A 21,975-nucleotide genomic window follows, 5' to 3' on the forward strand; every position below is an offset into this window, starting at 1 on the left:
TCATCGAAGCAAAGGCTCGCACTCCTGCGATGGCAGCCCCGTCTTACCAGCGCCCCAATTCGACGTTCAGTACCGCAAGCGCCGCGGGGCCGGCCGACGAGGTGCGCAGGACCGTGTCGCCCAGGAGCACGATCTGGGCGCCCGCATCCTCGAGCGCATCGATCTCGCGATCGCTGAACCCGCCTTCGGGGCCGACGACGAGGTAGACATCGAGCGGTGAGTCGTTCCGGCTCAGAGCTTCTCGCGCCCAGCCGGTCAACGGCCCGCTGCCGCGTGGGTGCAGCACGACGACATGGGCTTCACCTGCCGCAGCGAGGTCGCACAGATCACGCAGGGTGGTGACGGGTCCGATGCCCGGGATCCGCGCTCGCATGGACTGCTTGGCGGCCTCTCGGGCGATGCGCTGCCACTTCGCGATTCCCTTCGCCGCCTTCTCGGAGCCACCGGCACCATCCCAACGCGACACCGAGCGATCGGCCTGCCACGGCAGGATCGCGTCCGCACCGAACTCGGTCGCCTGTTCAACGGCGCGCTCGTCGCGATCGCCCTTTGCGAGCGCCTGCACCAGTACGAGACGGGAAGTGGGCGCTGCCACGTCGCTGACCTCTTCGAGCCGCACTGCGAAATGGTCTCGCTCGGCCGCCTCGACGGTACCGAGGCCCTGCACGCCTCGGCCGTTTCCGACGAGGATCCGCTCACCGACTCGCAGCCGGCTCACGCGGACCGCATGACGCGCTTCCTCGCCCGTCACCTCGATACGGGCGCCGGGCGTGAACTCCTGAGAGCTCAGCCCCTCGGCGAAGTAGAGGTTGGCCACGGCGCTCAGCCCTGCTTGAAGAAGCGATCTCGAATCTTGCCGAAGAAGCCCTGATGGAACTCGCCCAGCGAGGGGCCTTCATCCTTGCGCAGTGCGGCGAACTGCCGTACGAGCTCGCGCTCCCGACTCGAGAGCTTCGTCGGCGTCGCGACCTGCACCGCGATCTTGAGGTCACCGCGATTCGTGGTCTGCAGGCCCTGAATGCCTCGGCCTCGTACCGTCAGGATGTCACCCGATTGGGTTCCCGACGGGATCTCGACGCGAACTTCGCCGTCGAGACCCGCAAGCGTCGCGTCGGTGCCGAGTATCGCGTCTGGCATGCCGACGTGCACCGTGCAGAGCAGGTCATCGCCGTCCCGGCTGAAGATGTCATGGTGCGTGACCCGGAACTCGATGAAGAGATCGCCGTTGGGCCCTCCGCCTGGCCCGACCTCTCCCCCGCCGCGCATCTGCATACGTGTGCCCGTATCGATTCCCGAGGGAATGTCGACCGGCAACGTACGACGCTCCCGAATGCGCCCCTTGCCCCCGCATTCGAGGCACGGGTGCTCGATGACCGTGCCGTACCCCTGGCAGCTGCCGCAGGGATGCATGGTCACCACGTTGCCGAAGAGCGAGCGCACCTGACGCTGAACCTGGCCCTGCCCGTGGCAGACGTCGCAGGTGACCGGCGAGGTTCCCGGCTGACAGCAACTTCCCTCGCAGGTGCCGCACAGCACCGCTGTGTTGATGGAGATATCGCGGTGCACGCCGAAGACCACCTCGTCGAGCGAGACGTCGACGCGGATCATCGCGTCTTCTCCGCGCTCGGAACGCGAACGAGGGCCGCGCTGGCCACCGCCGAAGCCGCCACCGCCGAAGAAGGTCTCGAAGATGTCGCCGAAGCCGCCGCCACCGCCGAAGCCCTCGGAGCCGCCGAGGTCATAGCGCTGCCGCTGCTCAGGGTCGCTCAGCACATCGTAGGCGTGCGTCACGTTCTTGAACTCCTCGGCAGCCTCTTCCCCCGGGTTCACATCCGGGTGCAGCTTGCGCGCGAGCCTCCGGTAGGCCTTCTTGATGTCCTCCGGCGACGCGTCGCGCGCAACCCCGAGCGTCTCGTAGTGATCGGCCAAAACGTGGTTCTCCTCGTGGTGGTGTGTACAGGTTCGGTGATGTGAACAGGTGCGGTGGGTCCGGGCGTAACAGGCTCGCGGTCAGCGTTCCTCGCCGATCAGGCGATTCAGGTATCGGGCCACAGCGCGCACCGTCGCGATGTTTCCCGCGTAGTCCATGCGCATGGGGCCGAGCACTCCGATGCGCGCGGGCGGATCACCCGCCGCTTCGTAGTTCGACACGATGACGGAGGTGGTCTGCAGCCCGTACGCTTGATTCTCCCGACCGATCGAGGCGGCGACCCCGCGGCTGTCGTGAGCCAGCTCGTCGAAGAGGCGCAACAGCGTGACCTGCTCTTCGATTGCCTCAAGCACCGCGGGGAGAGTGCCCTCGAACCCGTCGGACTGCGAGAGCCGTGCTGCTCCCGCGATCGTGATGCGCTCGCTCCGATTCGCACGGAGCTGCGAGCCGACGACGTCGAGCACGCGCTCGACCACCTCGACCTCCTGAGGGCCGGCCCACTGGCCGAGACTCTCTTCAAGCGTGCTGATCGCGTCGATGCCGGCTTCGACGTCAGCTCCGACCAGTGCGCCTGCGATCCGATCGCGAAGCCCGTGCATCCATGCCTCGGCCACTTCGTTCGCCGGCAGCCAGGCGAGCTGCTGCTCGACGACTCCGCTGCCCAGGATCAGCACGCACAGCACCCGATCCTCACCGATCGATACCAGGTCGATATGTCGCACGACGGTTCGCCGCAGCGACGGGTACTGCACCACGGCGACCTGATTGGTGAGCTTCGAGAGCAGGCGGACGGTTCTGCTGAGCGTGTCCTCAAGATCGTGGGATTCGCCGAGGAAGCGTTCGATTGCACTGCGCTGGGCGGAACTCAGCGGCCGGATGCTGGCGAGCGTATCGACGTAGAGCCGGTAGCCCTTGTCTGTCGGCACACGCCCAGACGAGGTGTGCGTCTGCGTGATGAGTTCGTCTTCTTCGAGCAACGCCATGTCATTGCGAATCGTCGCGGCCGACACGCCGAAGCTGTGTCGCTCGACGATCGCCTTCGATCCGACCGGCTCGTTCGAAGCGACGTAATCGCCCACGATCGCGTGGAGAACGGCGAGACTCCGCTCGGAGACTCCATGATCGACGACCATGACACCTCCCGTACTCATCAGGATCGCTCCGCGAATCAATCATTCTGGCACTCGGGCCACGCGAGTGCCAGTCTACCGCAGGTACTCTCCTGGCGGGATTCAGAAAACAGCAGTGCTCAAGACCCGAGCAGGCGATGAACGACCGTGTCGGCGAGCAGGCGCCCCCGCAACGTCGGAACAACGCGCGCCTCGCTGCCTCCGGCACCGATTGCCGCTCGACCATCGATGAGCGCATCCGCGATGAGCCCCGGTACCGCACGCCGCTCGTCAGCCGTCAATACGCTGATGGGCAAGCCGTCGGTGATCCTCGTCTCGAGCAGCACCCGCTCGCTCCGGCGGCTCTCATCATCGAGCGCCTCGCGAGCAAGCGCTGGTGACGCACCGGCGCCGATCCGGTCGGCGTAAGCACGCGGATGCTTGACGTTCCACCATCGCACTCCTCCGACGTGACTGTGCGCGCCGGGGCCGACTCCCCACCAGTCGGCACCCTGCCAGTACGAGAGGTTGTGCCGCGAGCGGGTCTCCGGGCTGCGGGCCCAGTTGCTGATCTCGTACCAGTCGTATCCGGCCTGGCCCAGCAGTCGGTCGGCCAACTCGTACATCTCGGCATGCAGGTCATCATCTGGTTCCGCGACCTCACCCCGTCTGATGCGAGCGGCGAGCTTGGTGCCCCGTTCGACGATCAGCGCGTAGGCCGACAGGTGATCGGGGTCGCAGGCGAGCGCAGCGTCGAGCGAACGTCGCCAGTCGCCGATGCTCTCACCCGGGGTTCCGTAGATGAGATCGAGGCTGACCTGCAGGCCGGCCTTCCTCGCCCACTCCACCACGAGCGGCACTCGCTCCGGCGTATGCGTGCGATCGAGCACACTGAGCACGTGCGGAACTGCGGACTGCATGCCAAAGCTGACACGCGTGAATCCGGCTTCTGCGAGTGTCGCAAGATACCGCTCGTCGACGGAGTCGGGGTTCGCCTCAGTCGTGACCTCGGCTTCGGCCGCGATGCCCCACGTATCTCGGATGCCCGCCAGCATGGCGGCGAGATCATCCGCAGGAAGGAGTGTCGGAGTGCCCCCGCCGAAGAAGACGGTGGAAGCCGGCCGCTTAGGTGCATTTCCCATTCGCAAAACCTCAGCGCCGAAGCGCATCTCGGCGATCGCCTGCGCAGCGTATCCCGCCTGCGACGCGCCGTCGCCGAGTTCGCTCGCCGTGTAGGTGTTGAAGTCGCAATACCCGCAGCGCACTCTGCAGTACGGCACATGCACGTAGACGCCGAAGTCCCGCGTCTCGGCCCCATCGAAGGCCGAAGATGGGAGCGAACCATCAACGGGCGCCGGTTCGCCGTCAGGCAGCGCGCCCGCCACGCTCAATACTCCTGCGCAGAATCTGCAGGTCCGGCCTCGGTAGCCTGGGCGGCCTCCAACGACTCAGGAGCCTCGGCAACCTCCGACGTCGCCGCCTGCGGGCCGAGCGCCTCGATCTGCTTCCGCACGGCTGCGATGGCGCTCTTGAGCAGCGATCGCGCCTTCAGCCCGAGTACTCCCGATGACGGGGCGGTGAGAAAACCACGTGCGACCGCCCAGACAGATTCGTCTTCACGATGCTCGACGAAGTACAGCACCTCACCGATGACACCATCTGTATCCGCGGTTCCCCATGCGAAGCCCACGCGTCGAGGCTCTTCGACCGTGTAGACCACCATGACGCGCCGCGACTCAGTCGTGCGGTCGCGCACGTAGTCGGCAGTCGTCCCGGCAGTCAGATACGGTTCGCCATCCGGGCCGAAGCGATCCTCAGCCCCCTCCGGAGGCACGGGACGCCCCTCCGGATCGAAGACCACACCGCCGTAGCGCTCGCCCTCGCCGCGTTCGACTTCGGTCACCGCTCCCCCGGCCCGCGACTGCGCGTTCCAGGTCATCAACAGGCTCGACGCGGTGAGGTAACGCTCCTGGCCGCTGCCGAGGCGCACCGACTCCTCGAACGGCGTGCTGCCCTCAGGAGGGAACCGCAGCAGATCCGGCGCGCGCGACGCACCGACTGCCGCGTACGACATCGGCATGCCTGCGTAGTTGCTGCGGCGCTGCGGGCCGCCGGTCTCGTCGCTCACTTGCCGGCCTCCTTGCCCTCCACGTCACCGGACAGCGCAGCGATGAAGGCCTCCTGCGGCACTTCCACGCGCCCGACCATCTTCATGCGCTTCTTGCCTTCCTTCTGCTTCTCGAGCAGCTTGCGCTTGCGGCTGATATCACCGCCGTAGCACTTGGCCAGCACGTCTTTGCGGATCGCGCGGATCGTTTCGCGCGCGATGACGCGAGATCCGATCGCAGCCTGGATCGGTACCTCGAATTGCTGGCGCGGGATCAGCTTACGCAGGCGCTCAGCCATCATCGTGCCGTAGTGATACGCATTGTCGCGATGCACGATCGCGCTGAACGCATCGACCTTGTCGCCCTGCAGCAGGATGTCGACCTTCACGAGATCCGCCTCCTGCTCTCCCATCGGCTCGTAGTCGAGGCTCGCATAGCCTTGCGTACGGCTCTTCAAGTGATCGAAGAAGTCGAAGACGATCTCGCCGAGCGGCATCGAATAGCGCAGCTCGACGCGCTCTCCCATGTACTCCATGCCCATGAGGCTGCCGCGGCGGCTCTGGCAGAGCTCCATGATCGCGCCGACGTAATCCTTGGGGGCGAGGATCGCCACCCGCACGACGGGTTCGCGCACGCTCGAGATCTTGCCCTCGGGGTACTCGGACGGGTTCGTCACGGTCGTCTCGCTGCCGTCTTCGCTCGTGACTTCGTAGACCACGCTCGGCGCGGTGGCGATCAAGTCGAGGTCGAACTCTCGGCGCAGGCGCTCGGAGATGATCTCGAGGTGCAGGAGGCCGAGGAACCCGCAGCGGAAGCCGAAGCCGAGCGCCACCGAGGTTTCGGGTTCGTACTGCAGTGCGGCGTCGGAGAGCTTCAGCTTGTCCAGTGCCTCGCGCAACACGGGATAGTCGCTGCCGTCGATGGGGTACAGGCCGGAGAAGACCATGGGTTTCGGATCGGTGTACCCCGGCAACGGCTCTTCGGCACCGCGGATCTTCGTGGTGACGGTATCTCCGACCTTCGACTGGCGCACGTCTTTCACACCGGTAATGAGATACCCGACCTCGCCGACCGCGAGGCCCTTGGAGGGCTTCGGTTCTGGCGATGAGACACCGATCTCGAGCGCCTCGTGCTCAGCGCCGGTCGACATCATCTGAATCTTCTCGCGGGGAGAGAGCTTCCCGTCGACCAGTCGCACGTAGGTGACGACGCCACGATAAGGATCGTAGACCGAGTCGAAGATCATCGCGCGTGCGGGCGCGTCGGCGTTGCCGACCGGTGCCGGCACCCGCTCGACAACGCGGTCGAGCAGCCCCTCGACGCCGATTCCGGTCTTCCCCGAGACTGCCAGGATGTCCTCCGGGTCGCCGCCTATGAGGTCGCAGATCTCCCGAGCGACGCGCTCCGGCTCCGCCGCGGGCAGATCGATCTTGTTGAGCACCGGGATGATCTCGAGATCGTTCTCCATTGCGAGGTAGAGATTCGCGAGCGTCTGGGCCTCGATGCCCTGTGCCGCATCGACGAGCAGAATCGCCCCCTCGCAAGCGGCGAGCGACCGGGACACCTCATAGCTGAAGTCGACGTGACCCGGGGTATCGATCATGTTGAGCGCATAGGAGTCGCCTGCGACATCCCAGTGCATGCGCACGGCCTGCGACTTGATCGTGATGCCGCGCTCGCGCTCGATATCCATGCGGTCGAGGTACTGGGCGCGCATCTCGCGCTCGGGCACCGTCCCGGTAATCTGGAGCATGCGATCGGCGAGCGTCGACTTGCCGTGGTCGATGTGCGCGATGATGCAGAAGTTGCGGATCTTCGCGGGGGCGGTCGACGCCGGCGCTGGGGGGTTCACACTGCGAGGAGACATTGTCGGCCATTATCCCACAGCGCGAGCCTGCGGGTTGCCGCCGCCGATACTGGGGAATCCTCGCCTCAGCAGTGCGCGAAACGCGGCGTCTCTGCTAAAGTGGATTCTTGGCTTGCGTGTGGATGACATCCGCACAACCCGCGAGGTGCCCTCTCTCGCCGCGCGGTCAACCCGTCAAACCTTTACGTTTAAGGACACAACCCAACGTGGCAAATATCAAGTCGCAGATCAAGCGCATCAAGACCAACCAGAAGGCGACCGACCGCAACCGCGCCTACAAGAGCGAGCTCCGCACCGTCGTGCGTGCCGCACGCGAGGCCATCGCGGCCGGCGACAAAGCTGCCGCCGAGTCGAAGCTGCAGACCGCATCGCGCAAGCTCGACAAGGCCGTTTCCAAGGGCGTCATCCACAAGAACCAGGCCGCGAACCGTAAGTCGAAGCTCGCCGCCAAGGTCGCTGCGCTCTAAGTCTTCTGCTGCACGCAGCAGCTGCGAAAGAACCCCGCTTCGGCGGGGTTTTTTCATGTCCGCGGGCTTTCAGACCAGCGGTTGCGCTGCCGGCTCAGCCGCGTCCGCGCCGGGCGACGAAGAGCAGGTAGCGCTCGAGCGCGAACTCGGGGTCACGGCTTCCGCCTTTGAGCAGCCACTCCGTTTCGGCCGCGAGATCCAGGCATCGGGCGAGGTCTTCCTCACGCCAGCCTCGCACCTCGCGTTGGGCGCGCTCCACCTGCCAGGGCGCCATACCAAGCTGCTTGGCGAGCTGACCGCCGCTGCCTCGCACCCCGAAGACCCGCGCCATCGCGCGCACCTTCATATTGATCGCAGCCAACAGCGGAATTGCCGCGGTGCCTGTCGATAGTGCCTGACGCAGGAGCACGAGCGCGTCAGCCGCCCGCCCCGCCGTCGCCGCGTCGGCGACTTTGAAGCCCGTCGTCTCGACGCGACCCTCGGTCGCCCGACCCACCTCTTCCTCGGTGATTCGTGGACCCGAATCGGAGACGAGCTGCGCGCAGGCACCCGCCAGTTCGCCGAGACCGCCCGAGTACGCAGCCGAGAGCATGCGCACGGCGCCGGGCGATGCCTGCGCCCCCAGGCGACGGAACTCCGCCTGTACAAACGCATGGCGATCCTGATCGCGCTTGACCTCGGGACAGAGCACCTCGATGCCACCACCAGCGCCAGATCGCACCAGGTCGAGCAGCGCTTTGCCGCGCTGCCCACCCGCATGTCTGAGCAGCAGTGTGGTGTCATCCGCGGGCGCCGCGACGTACCGCTTCGCATCTTCGAGGAACGCATCGGTGCACTTCTCGACCGCGTCGACTCGGATCAGCCGCGGTTCGGCGAAGAGCGACGGGCTCGCGACGGTGAACAGCTCCCTCGCGGCATACGCGGCGGCATCGATATCGTGCACTTCGAGAGCATCGTTGCTCTGCCGCAACGATGTCCGGATAGCCTGCGCGCTGCGATCCGCCAAGAACTCCTCGGGCCCGCTGATCAGCACGACCGGGGCGGGCTGCGCTTCGCTCCACTCGAGCTGCGGGATCTTCGCCTTCGACGCCGTCCGGCTCTTCGCACTTCCGCTCGCTGCTGCCACCCCTCAACAGTAGCGCGCGCCTCCGACAAGTCGGCCCGCTCGACCCAGACCGAGAGCTCGCCCGCCCTGAGGGACACCGCGATCGCACCGTGTTCGTCAGTGCGCACCGAGCGTGTGCCGGTCGCATCGAGCATGCGCAGGGTGTCTCCGGTCGGATGCCCGTATCCGTTGTCTGGGCCGACTGAGATGAGTCCGAGATCTGCTCCGATCGCACGGTACAGCTCAGGCGCCTGGTCTCGAGACCCGTGGTGGGCGACCTTCACGACGTCGGCGCGCAGGCGCTCGCCCCATCCGAGCAGCAGGGCAAGCTGCTCCTCCTCCCCCGTGTCGCCGAGCAGCAGAGTCGAGATTCCGGCTGTCTCGACGCGTATGACGAGGCTCGCTGCGTTCGTCGTGGCCGGGGTCGCACCGGGCTTCGGAGCGAGCACCTCCCAGGTCATGCTGCCACCGGGCGCACCACGCATCCCCTCGGCGCCGACAACGACGGGAACGCCGTGCTCGGTGAGCACGCGAAGCACCCATCGATCCGCCGCACCGTCGGCGTCGACCTGATCGAGTGCGTTCGGTGCGACCATCGCGGAATCCACACGCGAGGCGATGCGCTCGAGCGCGCCGACATGATCGGCATCATCGTGGCTGAGCACAAGCAGCGCAATACGCTCGACTCCGAACCTCCGCAGGCACGCCTCGAGCAGTTCGGGATCATCACCGGTGTCGACCAGCAAGACCTCACTTGGGTGGTCCGGATCGCGCAGCATGATCGCATCACCCTGCCCCACATCGCACGCTACGACCGCCCATCCGCGCGGTGTGGTCGCGACGTCGGTTGCGGGTACGACGAGCGTGACCGACAGCAGTACACCCAGGGAACCGCATGCGAGCAGGGCCGTCAGCGCCCGCCTTCCTCGATCAGGCTTCCACCTCTCAGCGCCCCAGAGCTCTCTCGATCGCCGCGCCGGGCTGCGCGCCCTGCTCAGTCGCCCGGAAGCCACTCCTGCTGCGAGCACGCCGGCTGCTTGGCAGGCCAGGAGGAGCAGGGCTCCGCCCCATCCTTCCGGCCAGTGCCACCTGCCGAAGGGAAGGTCGGCTGTCACCTCCGCCGTTGCAGACACCCAGCGCGTGGGCACACTCGCCAGCACGACCATCCAGTCGCCGAGTACGGGCGCGACCGGGAGCAGCAGCATCGCGAGCAGACCGAGTCCCGTGCCGACCGGCGCGGCGGGCGCAGCCAATAGGTTCGCGATGGTGCCGATCATCGGCAGACCCGGCTGGAGCAGGAGCAGGAGGGGCGCGCAGGAGAACTGCGCGGCGAGCACGACCGCGAGCGACATGGCGAGCGGCTTCGGAAGGCGAGCCTTTCGGCGGAGGAAGCGCTCAATTGTTGGCACGAGCAGGAGGATCCCGCCGGTGGCAGCGACCGAGAGGAAGAAGCCGGCCTGACGAGACTGCCACGGGTCGACCATCAGGAGGCCGAGCATCGCGACGGCCAGGGCAGGAAGAGCCAGGCCGCGTTTCCCGCCGAAACCCGAGAGCAGCATGACTCCCGCCATGAGTGCCGCACGCTGCACGCTTGCATCGGGCCCGACCACCACCACGAACCCGATCAGACCGGCACTTGCGAGCAGGAGGCGGATACGTCGCCCTGCGCCGAGGTACGTCGCCACCGCGACAACGGCCCCGATGACGAGCGCACAGTTCGCGCCCGAGACGGCTGTCAGATGCGTGAGCGAGGTTTCCAGCATCTGCTCCTCGAGCGGCTCGGGCACGAGTGACGTGTCGCCAACAGCGAACCCCGGGACGAGCTCCGCGCCCGGTTTCGATGCGGCGGCTTCGCGCAACGCACGACGCAGATGCGCTGCGACCCTCCCGACGCTCGGTCCCTGTGATGCGCTGGTCTCGATGTCGTCGACGTCGACGCCGAACGCGCTCTGAGAACCGGCGTCGAAGGCGCTCAGGCGTCCCACCAGCGCAACCGCGGTCCCCGGTGCCCAATCCGCAGGCGTGGCGCCCTCCAACCAGAGCAGCACCGGAACCTCGCCACGATCAGCCTCGATGTCAGCTCGTACCCATGCTCGTTCGTTCGGAGGCGCAGCAGCGGCACTCTCGACATCCACGGCCGCATCGGTCTGCGCGGTCGGAAAGCCGCTCAGAGTTGCTCGCAGCTCGATCCGCTCACCGGTTTCGCTTGCCGCACGCAACTCGGGCGAGTCCCGCACCTGCTCTAGTCCGTCGATGCGTACGGAAACGAGTACGAGCGCCGCACAGGTGACGGCAAGCAGCCGGAACGCCGTCACACCTGCTCGCCCCGGCGCACACGCCAGGATCAGCAGCACGAGACCAAGCCCGGCTGCGCCCGCAGCCACCCACAGCGCGACTCCCGGGACCCCGACCGCCCAAGCGGCAACGCCCCAGATCGCGATGGCAGGCAGCAAGATGCGCCATTGCCCCGGCGGCCCCCGGCGTCTCGCCGAGGATTCGGTCCGGCTCCCGGTCACTGCACGGAGACCCGATCGCGTATTCCCTCAAGAGTCTTCGCACCGATTCCCGAAACGCTGGTGAGCTGATCGACACTCGTGAACGCACCGTTCGCCTCCCGCCACTCGATGATTCTCTGCGCAAGCGCCGGACCGATACGCGGCAGTGTTTGCAACGCGGCTGCATCAGCGGCGTTCAGGTCGATGAGCGCCTCTCCACCTGCGCTTGCTCCGCCGGCACCTGCCCCTTCCGCTCCGCTTCCGGCCGCAGACGAGCCCGCCCCGGCGTTCTGCAGCTTCGCCGCAGCTTTGGCGTCCGGCACCTGGATCTGTTCGCCGTCGACGACCGTACGTGCGAGGTTCACCCCGGATAGCGCTGCCTGCTCAGTCGCGCCGCCCGCCGCAGCCAACGCGGCTTCAACCCTGGCGTCGCTCGGGAGTTCGTAGACGCCGGGCTCGCGTACTTCCCCGACAATGTGCACGAAGACGCGTGCGGGGCCGACATCGCTTTCCGCAGCGGCCTCGGTGCCCGCGAGATCGCCGTCGGCCTGCGCAGCTGCACCGGGGTCGGCATTCTGGACATGGGACCCCGAACCGTCGGCTTGAGAGTCCTCGTCCCACGCGTGCGGACGCGCGAGCACCACCACGATCGACACGATGATGGCCGCGAGGAGAACGGCGCCGCCCACGAGCATCGGTGCGCTGATCGCCCGAACCAGGCGTTGCGTGATGGCCTGCGGCGGCGCCCATTCGATCGGTTCAGGTATCTCGGGGCTGCGCGGTGCTGGCATGCGCCAACGCTACGGCGGTGTCGCGCGTCGGAACGCCGGTGCCCGCAGAAGCCGAGCAACTTCCGTCTGAACGCACACGAAAGCGGCCTGTGAAGCGAGACCCTACTGCTTCGCAACCGCGCCGGGATCCGAGCCGCTAGGGCTTGACCGCGATGCTCACGATCTTCGGGAGACGCACGATCACGTTCGTCACCGTGCCGTCGCCGATAGCCCGTTTGACGGCCTCGGAGGCCTGCGCCTGTGCTCGCGCGTCGGCCTCACTCGTCGATGCCGGCAGGGTCAGGCGATCCCGCACCTTGCCGTTCACCTGCACCACGAGAGTGATTTCATCTTCGACCAACAGCGATTCATCGGCGGCCGGCCACTGGGCGAGGGCGACCGTCGGCTCGAAGCCGAGCTTCGACCACATGTCCTCAGCCGTGTAGGGCGCGAAGAGCGACAAGATCACTGCGATCGCCTCGGCAGACTCGCGAACCGCGGCATCTGCAGCTCCGCAGCCGGAGTCGATCGCCTTTCGGGTCACATTCACCTGGTCCATGAGGCGCGCGACGACGACATTGAACTTGTAGGCCTCAATGAGCTTCGGCGCGTCGGCGAGCAGACTATGCGTATGGCGACGCAGCTCGGCATCTCCGGAGGAGAAGTCGGCGCCGGGGGCGCTCGCGACATCCTGCGCGACGCGCCAGGCGCGTGCCAAGAACTTGGCGGACCCCTGCACCGACACATCGGCCCAGTCGATATCGTCCTCGGGCGGCCCGGCGAAAGCGAGTGTCACACGCAGCGCGTCTGCGCCGTGATCGCGCAGCTCGGATGCGAACTCGACGAGGTTGCCCTTCGACTTCGACATCTTGGCGCCATCGAGCAGCACCATGCCCTGGTTGAGCATGTCCTGGAAAGGCTCGTCGAAGTCGATGTAGCCGAGGTCGTGCAGCACCTTCGTGATGAAGCGCGAATAGAGCAGGTGCAGGATCGCGTGCTCGACTCCACCCACGTACTGGTCGACCGGCCCCCATTTCTTCGCGGCTGCAGGATCGAACGCCTGCGTGTCGTCGTTCGCCGAGAGGAAGCGGAAGTAGTACCAGGAGCTGTCGACGAAGGTGTCCATGGTGTCGGGATCGCGGGTCCACGCCTCACCCGACGCGTCTGTGACCGTGGCCCACTCAGTGGCGCCACCGAGAGGCGACGTGCCCTTGGGCTTGAGATCGAGTCCATCCGAAGCAGGCAACTCGACGGGCAGCGACGCCTCGTCCACCGGTCGCATCTCACCGGCATTGTTGTCACCTGCGCCGTGCAGAATCGGGATCGGCGTTCCCCAGTAGCGCTGACGCGAGATCAACCAGTCGCGCAGGCGGTAGGTGGTGGACGCGCGACCGGTGCCACGCTCCTCGAGGACCTCGATCGCCTTCGCGATCGCTGCAGTCTTCGCGAGCCCGTCGAGTTCGGCAGAGTTCACCATCACGCCGTCCCCGGCAGTGGCGACGCCGCTCTCGGCCGGATGAGCTGCGGGCTCGCCGCTGTCGTCACGCACGTCGACCACGACGCGCACGGGCAGATCGAACTTCAGTGCGAAGTCGAGGTCGCGCTGATCGTGGGCCGGCACCGCCATGATGGCGCCGTGGCCGTAGTCGGCGAGTACGTAGTCCGCCGCCCAGACCGGAATGCGTTCACCGTTCACCGGGTTGACCGCGAAGTGGTCGAGGAAGACACCCGTCTTCTCACGATCCGCGTTCTGACGGTCGATCTCGCTCTGCTTCTGAGCTTCTTCAAGGTATGCCTGAAACTGCATGCGCACTTCGGGGGAAGCGCCGGCAGCCAGCTCGGCTGCGAGGTCGGAATCGGGCGCGACCACCATGAAGGTCGCACCGTGCAGGGTGTCTGGCCGAGTCGTGAAGACCGGCACCTTCTCCTCGCGCCCCTCGATCTCGAACTCGACCTCGGCGCCGCGCGAACGACCGATCCAGTTGCGCTGCATACCCAGCACCTTGGACGGCCACTTGCCCTCGAGCTGGTCGAGGTCTTCGAGCAGGCGATCCGCGTAGTCGGTGATGCGGAAATACCACTGCGTGAGCTTCTTCTTGACGACGACGGCCCCTGACCGTTCCGACGTTCCGTCTGCGAGCACCTGCTCATTGGCGAGCACCGTCTGGTCTACCGGGTCCCAGTTGACCCAACTGGCCTTGCGGTATGCGAGGCCCTTCTCGTACATCTTGAGGAACAGCCACTGGTTCCACCGGTAGTACTCGGGATCGCTCGTGTGCAGCACCCGGCTCCAGTCGAACGAGGGCGCGTAGTTGCGGAAGGACGCCTTCTGCTGGTCGATGTTCGCGTAGGTCCACTCGCGCGGATCGACGCCACGCTTGATCGCAGCGTTCTCGGCAGGCAGGCCGAAGGAGTCCCAGCCGATCGGATGCAAGACGTCGTAGCCGCGACCGCGCCAGTAGCGCGCGAGCACGTCGCCGAAGCAGAACGCTTCTGCGTGCCCCATGTGCAGGTCGCCCGACGGGTACGGGAACATGTCGAGCACGTACTTCTTCGGGCGCCCGGTATCTGCGTCGTCGACTTCGAAGGGCTTCAGCTCTTCCCAGACCGGAAGCCAGCGCTCTTGAATAGCCCGGAAGTCGTAGCTCTGCTGCTCCTGCTGGTCGGACACACACACCTCGATCGTTGTTCGGATCGGCCCGCATTCGGCGGGCACGCACACATACCTCCAGATTACCGCGTCTCGCGGGGTCCCTTCGCCGCGCGCTCAGGCGTGCCGAGCACGCCGAGTGCGCCGAGCAGCGATCGAGCTTTCAAGTGCTTCTCCTCAAGCTCTCGTTCGGGGTCGGAATCGGAAGTCACTCCCCCGCCGGCCCCCACGAGCGCGCGAGCTTCCCCTCCGCCGACCCCGCGCAGCTCGACGCTGCGGATCGTCATCGCGAGTTCAGCAGCGCCTCCCGCATCGATCCACCCGAAACAGCCCGAGTAGAGGCCTCGGGGCCCGGGCTCGAGTTCCGCAAGAATGTCGACCGAACTCCGCTTCGGGGCACCGGTCATGGATCCGCCGGGGAAACAGGTCTCGATGGCATCGCAGATCCCCGCTCCATCTGCGAAGACACCGTGCACCGTGCTCACGAGTTGGTGGACATGCGGGTGGCTCTCGACACGCAGGAATCCTTCGACTGCGACGGTCCCGGTGTTGCACACCCGACTGAGGTCGTTGCGCATGAGATCGACGATCATCAGGTTCTCGGCTCGCTCCTTCGGGTCCGATCGGAGCTCGTCTGCGAGCTCCGCATCCCGCACCGGATCGACGCTGCGCGGCCGAGTGCCCTTGATCGGGTGCGTGGCGACTCCGAGCCCGGCCTCCGTCGGGTATGCGCTCAGGAAGCGCTCCGGGCTCGCACTCACGAGCGCTCGATCGCCTGCGACGATCACCCCGCCGCGCACGGCCGGGCCCCCGGCGGCACGGAACGCGGCGAAGAGATCCAAGGGATCCGCCGCGGCGGGGGCGTCCCTGATCTCGGCGGTGTCGGTCAGGCAGAGCACATACGCATCTCCGTTCCGTATCGACTCGCGACACGCCTCAACCCGCGCACGGTAGGCGGCATCGGTGAGCCGCCACTCCGCCGCCACCACTTCCTCTTCCCGTTCGGATCCCAGCGTGTCATCCGCAGTGCTCACCGCGGTGTTCACCTCAGTATTCACCGCAGTGTTCACCGCAGCGCTCGCCACCGCGAATGCCTCAAGCCAGGCGTCGAGAGCGTCCTCGGAAGCGCCGCGCAGTTCAGCACGGTTCTCGTCGTGCTGGATCGCCAATACGGTGTCGACACGCAGCGCGACAGCCGGTGGCGCATCGTCCGGATGCGCCACCACAGGATGCCGATGAGCAGCACCGCCATCGATATCGAGGAGCGCCACACCGAACTCGTACCCGAGGGCGACCACCCACCCCTCGTGGAATCCCGCTCTCGGTTCGTCCTCCCTCGGAGGTGCAAGCTCAGAAAGGAACTCTTGCTCACGCCCGGGTTCGGCGATCCTGACCTCGTTTGCTACGCCGAGATAGCTCACCCGCGCTTCGCCGGGCGCCGGGCGTTCACCGTCAAGCCAGAACCAGCCGCGCTGAACGGTATCCGCGCGGTCGCCAGGACGTGTCTGCCCAGCCATCCGCGCGAGCGCTCGCGCGGCCCGCTCAGCGTCGATCGAGCACGAGAGCACGCGCACTGCACTCGCCGACCCACCCGCCATCATGGGAATCAGCGTAGCGGGCACCGCTACGATCGACGCATGCGAGAAGGAACAGGTGCTCCGCTGCTGGTTGCCGACTCGTTCCGTGTGCGCACGAACCCGCTGACTCGGGCTGCTGAGGTGCGCGGCTGGCACCTGCACCTCGAACGGTTCGCTCGATCAGTGGAGAGTGTTCTGGACGAGCGGGCGACCCTCCCGATCGAGGACTTCCTCTCCGAGTCCGCGACGCGCATCGCCGAGTACGGCGCAGGTTTCCCGCGCCTCGAGCTACTCGGCATCGCCGACCACTCGCCCTCGCTGCACCTCTCACTGCGGCCACTCCCGACACTCACGGAGACGCTCGAACTCCGTTCCACTGGGCACCTCCGACTGGAGGCACCGTGGCTCAAGGGCCCGAATCTCGTCCGGCTCATGGACTTGAACCGCGAGCTCGGTGCCGAAGCGCTGCTGCTCGACCCTGCGGGGCGGGCATTGGAGGGGGCTACGACGAGCCTCATCTGGTGGGCCCCGGAATCCGACCGGGGGTTCCGCGTCGCGGTCACACCAGACGACTCAGTCGGCCCGCGATCGAGAGTGGATTCGGTGGCCGAGCGCTTGACCGCGTCCATCGCGCAGCACCTCGGCACGCCACTCGTCGAGGCCCGCCTCGTCCCGGCGGAGCTCGCGCGGCACGAGGTCTGGGCGGTGAATGCGCTGCACGGCATTCGCGCAGTGACTGCGATCGACGGCATGCCGACGGCGAGGCCCGATCGCCACCGGCTGCTCAGGTTTCAAGAAGCTCTCGATCGCACCTGGCAACCGGTGACCGGCTCGCGCAACTTCCATTGAGCCGTGTGGCTAGAAGCACGCCGTGCGTTCAGGAGCGCATCGCGACTCCTCGGCGCCAGTAGCCCATGAAGGCGACCTCGCTCCGGTCGAAGCCGAGCTCACCCACGAGCTGGCGCCTGAGCGTCGTGACGACGCCGCTCTCCCCCGCGATCCAGGCATAGCGTCCAACAAGTTCGGCGGTGTCTGACGTTGCCCCCGGGGTCTCCCACAGCATCGGCTCGTCCGGATCCGCTACCTCGTCGCGGCCGAGCACGCCCGCACCGCCGCCGAGAGCATCGAGTACCGCGGGAATGAGTCTGGTTCCGTGCGCCGCTCCTGCTCGTGCCAACCAACTCACCTCGACGCCGCAAGATGCACCGATCTCGAGGATATCTTCGTGCTGCGGCACTTCGATGAACGCCCGACCACGGGCATGCGTGGGGAGGTCCAACAGGATCCGGGTGATAGCGGGAGCGGCGGTCTCGTCGCCGACGAGCAGCAATTCCGGGCCCGCGTCGGAAAGCCCCGGCGGAGCGAACTCGATGCCGCCACCGCGGTGCCCGGCGCGCGGTGCGAGCAGATATACCTCGTCACCGGGTTGCGCCGTCGCGGCCCAGGCCGATGCCGGCCCGCTCACGCCAGACTCCGAGTGCAGCACAAAATCGACGACCACGCGGGTGCCGTTCCCTTGGCCGACAAGGTCGCGAATCGAGTAGGTGCGCATGGCGCCGCGAACGTCGTCGGGCAGCGCCTTCCAGTCTGCGTACCAGTCGCGCGCGTCACGTTCGAGCGGCGGAAGTTCGCCGGATGCTGCCGGGAACACCAGCTTGATCCGCTGATCGTAGACAGGGTCGCGTCCGTCGGCGCCGATTCCGACCTCTGCCAGGTCTCGGCCGCCGAATATGATCCGCGTGAACGCGGGAGACAGTCGAACGGTCTCGATGACGGCGACGCGGGCCAGGATGAATGGGGACACCGAGCTCCCTAGCCGACGATCTCGGCGAGTTGCTCGGTGAGGCCGTCTACGACGGTCGGGATGGACAGCGGACTCGCGGCACCGAAGGCCTGCGTGAGGTCATCGCCTTCCTCGAGCCAGACGGCCCGATCCTCCTTCACGACATCGAGCGAACCGACCAGCGGATCCTCCTTCATCTCCTCAAGGCTGAAACCGATGGGGAAGAACACGGCGACCTCGGCATCGAGCGCATCGATCTGCTCTGCAGACAGGTCTGCATAGAAGCCGCTCGGCTCGAGATCGAGTACTGCGGGGTTCTGCTCGAAGCCGAGCGACTCCAGCAGATCCCAACGGAAATCGCCCGCAACGTATGCGCCGTAGGCCTCGCCGAACTTCGTGCCGGTCACTGCGGTGACGCCCGCGAACTCCGGGTGCGCGTCGGCCGCATCGGAGATGCCCTGCTCGACCTCTGCGATCAGCGCCTCGCCCGCTTCTTCTTCGCCGAGCGCTGCAGCCACTTGTGTGACCTGCGCATCCCAGGAGGCGCCGAAGTCGGCGGTGCCCTCGGGCGCGAATACTGTCGGAGCGATCGAGCTGAGGCGCTCGAACTGCTCTTCGTCGGCTGCAGATCGGGTGTTCAGAATCAGGTCGGGGTCGAGACTCTGGATCGCCTCGTAGTCGAACCCGCCGAACGGCTCTGAGAAGACCGTCATCTCGGCACCGTCGAGTGCGTCCTGAGCCCACGGGCCGACGCCGTTCGCTTCCTCGCCGAATCCCAGCCAGTCGGCGTTCGCAACCGGGGTCACCCCGAGTGCGAGTGCAACCTCGGCGTCGGACCATCCGAGTGCGACGACGGTGAGCTCGCCGTCCTCCGGTTGCGGCACCTCGACTGGGCCGTACATGGTGTCGGGGACGGTGCCCAGCAGTTCACCGTCGGAGGTATTGTCTGCGGCGCCGCCGGAGCAACCCGTCAAGGCAAGAGCGATGGCCGCGATTCCTGCGAATACCGCGGTGCGGAGGTGTTTCATGAGAGATCCTGTTCGGTTCGGTTCGGGTTCGGGCTTGGAGCAGAAGGCGTTGTGGCAGTCGGGGCCCGGTCAGGGAGAGTGCTGATGAGACGCCCCGGTGACGGCGCTCGCGGCACGATGAGCGGCCCGCCGGTCTCCGGGTCCTCGAGAATGCGGGCGGACACACCGAAGACGTCGTCGAGCAGCTCGGCCGTCATGACTTCGTGGGGAGGTCCGTGCGCCACGACTCGGCCGTCCTGTACGGCGATGAGGTGCGTCGCGTAGCGGGCGGCCTGGTTCAGGTCGTGCAGTACGGCGACGAGCGTACGTCCGCCGCGCTGCAGGCCCACGCACAGGTCGAGGACGTCAATCTGGTGCGAGATGTCGAGGTAGGTGGTCGGTTCGTCGAGCAGCAGGATCGGGGTCTCCTGGGCCAATGCCATCGCGATCCATACCCGCTGCCGCTGTCCGCCAGAAAGCTCGTCGACCGCGCGCGAAGCGAGCTCGGTGAGGCGCGTCCGATCGAGTGCCTCTCGTACCGCACGTTCGTCTTCCGTGCTCCATCGTTTGAGCATGCTCTGGTGCGGGTGCCGGCCACGCGTCACGAGGTCGATGACGGTGATCCCGTCGGGAGCCACCGAGGTCTGCGGCAGCAAGCCGATCTGCCTCGCCAGTTGCTTCGATCCCATCGATGAGATGTCAGCGCCATCGAGGAGCACGGCGCCAGTCGCGGGGACGATCAGTCGCGCGAGGGATCGCAGAAGGGTCGATTTTCCGCACCCGTTCGGCCCGATGATCGCGGTGAACCCGCCATCGGGGATCTCGAGGTCCAGTGCCTCGATGATGGGGCGGTCCCGGTACCCCGTGTGAAGATCTCGGGCCTCGAGCCTCGACGTCATCTCCGACTCCTTCCGAAGGCTGCGAGCAGCCAGACGAGGTACGCCCCGCCGACGCAGAGCGTGACGACACCGACCGGCAGTTGCGCCGGCGCGATCACCGTGCGAGCGACGAGGTCGGACAGTACAAGCAGCAACGCACCGAACACGGCTGCCGGCACGATGCGCACACCGGGCGTCCCCGTGACCCGCATGGCCACCTGCGGGGCCGCGAGGGCCACGAACGCGATGGGCCCTGCTGCTGCCGTGACGAGCGCGACGAGTGTGATCGCTGTGAAGAGCAGACTCGCTCGCACCGCTTCGGCTCGTACACCGAGCCCGCGCCCCGCGTCATCGCCCATCTCGAGCATGCGCATGTCGGCGGTCAGGCTCAGCAGAATCGGGAAACCGATGAGCGTGCCGATCGCGACCGGAAGGGTGTGCGCCCAGGAGATATCGGCGAGTGTCCCGGCGCCCCAACTCGCGGCCGAGATGGCCTGCTCGACTCTGAGCGTCGTCAGCATCCAGGTGTTGAACGCGCCGAGGAAGAGACTCACGCCGATGCCGACGACGATGATGCGCATACCGCTCACACCACGCGAGTAGGCCAGCAGGTAGACCGCGACTCCCGTGAGTACTCCTCCGCCGAGCGCGCCGAGCGCAGTTTCCAACGCGCTTCCGGTCGCGAAGACCGTTACGAGCAGGGCACCGGTGTAGGAACCGGTGGAGAAGCCGATGATGTCGGGGCTTCCGAGCGGGTTGCGCGTGATGGATTGGAAGACGGCTCCCGCCATCGCGAGCGCCGCTCCGCCGAGCAGCGCGAAGACGACTCGGGGCAGGCGCCATTCGATCAGGATGCGCCGCGTTCCCTCATCAGCCGACCCGCCGAGTGCCAGCACCATGTCTCGCAGCCCCAAGCCCGAACTGCCGATCGTGAGCGAGAAGATGGCGACAGCGAGCGCAGCGACGAGGGCCGCAGCAGTCCACCAGACTGCCCGGGTTTCGACCCGCAAGCTGACTGGGCCGAGTCGCACGGGTCGGATCGAAGCCGGCCATGCGAGACCGTCAGGGCGGTGCCGGTGCGCGTCGACTCGGGTCATAGGCCTCTCGCCCCCTTCCGTCGGGTGAGGGCGATGAGCAGCGGCGCCCCGAGGAAGGCTGTGACCACCCCGGCGGGCAGCTCGCTCGACACCGCGAGTCGTCCGACGATGTCTGCCGAGAGCATCAGTATCGGTGAGGCGAGCAGAGCGAGCGGTACGATCCACCGCTGATCGGGCCCGACGACGCTGCGGAGCGCATGGGGCACCATCAGTCCGACGAACGCGATCGGCCCTGCCGCGGCGGTCGCCCCGCCGCAGAGGAGTGTCACAGCGATCACACCGGTGACTTTGGTCAGCGCCGGCTTCGACCCGAGTGCCACTGCCTGATCGTCGCCGAGCGCGAGCGCATTGAGCGCTCGCGGCAGCAGCAGTGCGATGACGACGCCGACGATGATGCAGGGCAGCACGGCCCAGAGCGTGTCGAACTGGCGGTTCTGCAGCGAGCCGGCTGCCCAGAATCTGACTCGATCGAAGACCTCTGGTCGGGTCAGCGTCACCGCGAAACTGATACCGGTCAACACCGCACCGACCGCGGTGCCCGTCAATACGAGCTTTGTCGGTGTGCCTCCCGCGAGCCCGGTCGTGCCGATCCCGTACACCACAACCGAAGCGACCAGTGCGCCGATGAGCGAGAACGCGACATGGGCGCCGGTGAGCGACGTGCCGAGCCAGGCCGCCGCGAACACGACCGCGGTGTAGGCGCCCGCATTGACCCCGAGAATCCCGGGATCGGCAAGCGGGTTACGCATGATCGCCTGGATGACAGTGCCGGCGAGGCCGAGCGCGATACCGACGACGATCGCGAGCAGCGTTCGTGGAACGCGGAACTCCCGCACGATCAGCGCTGCCGAACTGCCGTCGTCGTCGCCCAAGAGACGCCAGGCCTCCGATGCGGAGATGTTCCCTGAGCCGATGAGGAGGCTCGCGAGTGTGAGCGCCGCCAGCAGCAGGATGCCGACCACGATCACCAGCAGTCGCCGCGCCGAACCGCTCGCCGACGCACGGGACGCCTTGACGGGAACGGTGGTGGTCGGCAAGCGCGTCTCCTCGCTTTCGAGGTCGCGCACGATGCGCGAGCTGGACTGTAGGACACCCTAACCCACTTTCATCCGATGATTATCGATGTGACGTT

18 protein-coding genes are annotated in these 21,975 nt (G+C 66.8%); 2 read left to right on the forward strand and 16 right to left on the reverse strand.

Annotated features, from left to right (window positions below):
- Window positions 1-43: 43 nt before the first annotated feature.
- The 6 genes from ACUYV6_RS04560 to lepA form a co-directional block, all read right to left on the reverse strand.
- A complete protein-coding gene (locus tag ACUYV6_RS04560; protein ID WP_449277454.1) occupies window positions 44-817 on the reverse strand; it encodes a 16S rRNA (uracil(1498)-N(3))-methyltransferase in 774 nt (257 codons plus the stop codon).
- Between the two features lie 5 nt (window positions 818-822).
- Window positions 823-1,929, reverse strand: a complete 1,107-nt coding sequence (gene dnaJ, locus ACUYV6_RS04565; RefSeq protein WP_449277455.1) for a molecular chaperone DnaJ — start codon at window positions 1,927-1,929, stop codon at window positions 823-825.
- An 81-nt stretch (window positions 1,930-2,010) separates the two neighbouring features.
- The gene (hrcA, locus tag ACUYV6_RS04570) at window positions 2,011-3,081 is read right to left on the reverse strand and encodes a heat-inducible transcriptional repressor HrcA (RefSeq protein ID WP_449277456.1); all 1,071 of its coding nucleotides are present in this window, start codon (window positions 3,079-3,081) and stop codon (window positions 2,011-2,013) included.
- A gap of 98 nt (window positions 3,082-3,179) precedes the next feature.
- The gene (hemW, locus tag ACUYV6_RS04575) at window positions 3,180-4,424 is read right to left on the reverse strand and encodes a radical SAM family heme chaperone HemW (protein WP_449277457.1); all 1,245 of its coding nucleotides are present in this window, start codon (window positions 4,422-4,424) and stop codon (window positions 3,180-3,182) included.
- Window positions 4,425-4,426: 2 nt separating this feature from the next.
- Entirely contained in the window at window positions 4,427-5,167 is a 741-nt protein-coding gene (locus tag ACUYV6_RS04580; RefSeq protein WP_449277458.1) for a DUF1990 family protein, read from the reverse strand.
- Entirely contained in the window at window positions 5,164-7,014 is a 1,851-nt protein-coding gene (lepA, locus tag ACUYV6_RS04585; RefSeq protein ID WP_449277459.1) for a translation elongation factor 4, read from the reverse strand. The genes ACUYV6_RS04580 and lepA overlap by 4 nt, the downstream gene beginning before the upstream one ends.
- 206 nt (window positions 7,015-7,220) lie before the next feature.
- On the opposite strand from lepA, the gene rpsT reads away from it, so the two are divergent.
- Window positions 7,221-7,481 (forward strand): 30S ribosomal protein S20, encoded by a 261-nt coding sequence (rpsT, locus tag ACUYV6_RS04590; protein ID WP_449277460.1) that lies wholly within the window; start codon window positions 7,221-7,223, stop codon window positions 7,479-7,481.
- A gap of 94 nt (window positions 7,482-7,575) precedes the next feature.
- Here rpsT and holA read toward each other — a convergent pair whose 3' ends face one another.
- The 5 genes from holA to ACUYV6_RS04615 all read right to left on the reverse strand — a co-directional run bounded on the left by holA (window position 7,576) and on the right by ACUYV6_RS04615 (window position 16,102).
- Complete coding sequence (gene holA / locus ACUYV6_RS04595) at window positions 7,576-8,607, reverse strand: DNA polymerase III subunit delta (protein ID WP_449277461.1); 1,032 nt, start codon at window positions 8,605-8,607, stop codon at window positions 7,576-7,578.
- Window positions 8,508-11,039: a ComEC/Rec2 family competence protein gene (locus ACUYV6_RS04600; RefSeq protein WP_449277462.1), complete on the reverse strand. Its 2,532-nt coding sequence runs from the start codon at window positions 11,037-11,039 to the stop codon at window positions 8,508-8,510. The genes holA and ACUYV6_RS04600 overlap by 100 nt, the downstream gene beginning before the upstream one ends.
- 59 nt (window positions 11,040-11,098) lie before the next feature.
- Window positions 11,099-11,872 carry a helix-hairpin-helix domain-containing protein gene (locus ACUYV6_RS04605; RefSeq protein ID WP_449277463.1) on the reverse strand — a complete coding sequence of 258 codons (774 nt, stop codon included), beginning with the start codon at window positions 11,870-11,872 and terminating at the stop codon, window positions 11,099-11,101.
- A 136-nt stretch (window positions 11,873-12,008) separates the two neighbouring features.
- A complete protein-coding gene (gene leuS / locus ACUYV6_RS04610) occupies window positions 12,009-14,528 on the reverse strand; it encodes a leucine--tRNA ligase (RefSeq protein WP_449277464.1) in 2,520 nt (839 codons plus the stop codon).
- A 56-nt stretch (window positions 14,529-14,584) separates the two neighbouring features.
- On the reverse strand, window positions 14,585-16,102 hold the full coding sequence (locus ACUYV6_RS04615; RefSeq protein ID WP_449277465.1) for an anthranilate synthase component I family protein: 1,518 nt from the start codon (window positions 16,100-16,102) through the stop codon (window positions 14,585-14,587).
- A 36-nt stretch (window positions 16,103-16,138) separates the two neighbouring features.
- On the opposite strand from ACUYV6_RS04615, the gene ACUYV6_RS04620 reads away from it, so the two are divergent.
- The gene (locus ACUYV6_RS04620) at window positions 16,139-16,927 is read left to right on the forward strand and encodes an aminotransferase class IV (protein WP_449277466.1); all 789 of its coding nucleotides are present in this window, start codon (window positions 16,139-16,141) and stop codon (window positions 16,925-16,927) included.
- Between the two features lie 28 nt (window positions 16,928-16,955).
- Here the strand turns inward: ACUYV6_RS04620 and ACUYV6_RS04625 are convergent, their stop codons facing one another.
- The 5 genes from ACUYV6_RS04625 to ACUYV6_RS04645 are packed head-to-tail and all read right to left on the reverse strand — an operon-like array spanning window position 16,956 to window position 21,880.
- On the reverse strand, window positions 16,956-17,882 hold the full coding sequence (locus ACUYV6_RS04625; protein WP_449277467.1) for a siderophore-interacting protein: 927 nt from the start codon (window positions 17,880-17,882) through the stop codon (window positions 16,956-16,958).
- An 8-nt stretch (window positions 17,883-17,890) separates the two neighbouring features.
- Complete coding sequence (locus tag ACUYV6_RS04630) at window positions 17,891-18,889, reverse strand: iron-siderophore ABC transporter substrate-binding protein (protein WP_449277468.1); 999 nt, start codon at window positions 18,887-18,889, stop codon at window positions 17,891-17,893.
- A complete protein-coding gene (locus ACUYV6_RS04635; RefSeq protein WP_449277469.1) occupies window positions 18,886-19,767 on the reverse strand; it encodes an ABC transporter ATP-binding protein in 882 nt (293 codons plus the stop codon). Before ACUYV6_RS04635 ends, ACUYV6_RS04630 begins: the two co-directional genes overlap by 4 nt.
- On the reverse strand, window positions 19,764-20,843 hold the full coding sequence (locus tag ACUYV6_RS04640; protein WP_449277470.1) for a FecCD family ABC transporter permease: 1,080 nt from the start codon (window positions 20,841-20,843) through the stop codon (window positions 19,764-19,766). Before ACUYV6_RS04640 ends, ACUYV6_RS04635 begins: the two co-directional genes overlap by 4 nt.
- Entirely contained in the window at window positions 20,840-21,880 is a 1,041-nt protein-coding gene (locus ACUYV6_RS04645; RefSeq protein WP_449277471.1) for a FecCD family ABC transporter permease, read from the reverse strand. Before ACUYV6_RS04645 ends, ACUYV6_RS04640 begins: the two co-directional genes overlap by 4 nt.
- Window positions 21,881-21,975: the final 95 nt, after the last annotated feature.

Source organism: Leucobacter sp. GX24907, from assembly GCF_053567335.1.

What these genes read in the sequence shown, in the direction of transcription:
- hrcA (WP_449277456.1), bottom strand. Translation starts at nt 3,081, where the DNA reads ATGAGTACGGGAGGTGTCATGGTCGTCGATCATGGAGTCTCCGAGCGG.
- lepA (WP_449277459.1), bottom strand. Translation starts at nt 7,014, where the DNA reads ATGTCTCCTCGCAGTGTGAACCCCCCAGCGCCGGCGTCGACCGCCCCC.
- ACUYV6_RS04605 (WP_449277463.1), bottom strand. Translation starts at nt 11,872, where the DNA reads ATGCCAGCACCGCGCAGCCCCGAGATACCTGAACCGATCGAATGGGCG.
- ACUYV6_RS04615 (WP_449277465.1), bottom strand. Translation starts at nt 16,102, where the DNA reads ATGATGGCGGGTGGGTCGGCGAGTGCAGTGCGCGTGCTCTCGTGCTCG.
- ACUYV6_RS04620 (WP_449277466.1), top strand. Translation starts at nt 16,139, where the DNA reads ATGCGAGAAGGAACAGGTGCTCCGCTGCTGGTTGCCGACTCGTTCCGT.
- ACUYV6_RS04630 (WP_449277468.1), bottom strand. Translation starts at nt 18,889, where the DNA reads ATGAAACACCTCCGCACCGCGGTATTCGCAGGAATCGCGGCCATCGCT.
- ACUYV6_RS04635 (WP_449277469.1), bottom strand. Translation starts at nt 19,767, where the DNA reads ATGACGTCGAGGCTCGAGGCCCGAGATCTTCACACGGGGTACCGGGAC.
- ACUYV6_RS04640 (WP_449277470.1), bottom strand. Translation starts at nt 20,843, where the DNA reads ATGACCCGAGTCGACGCGCACCGGCACCGCCCTGACGGTCTCGCATGG.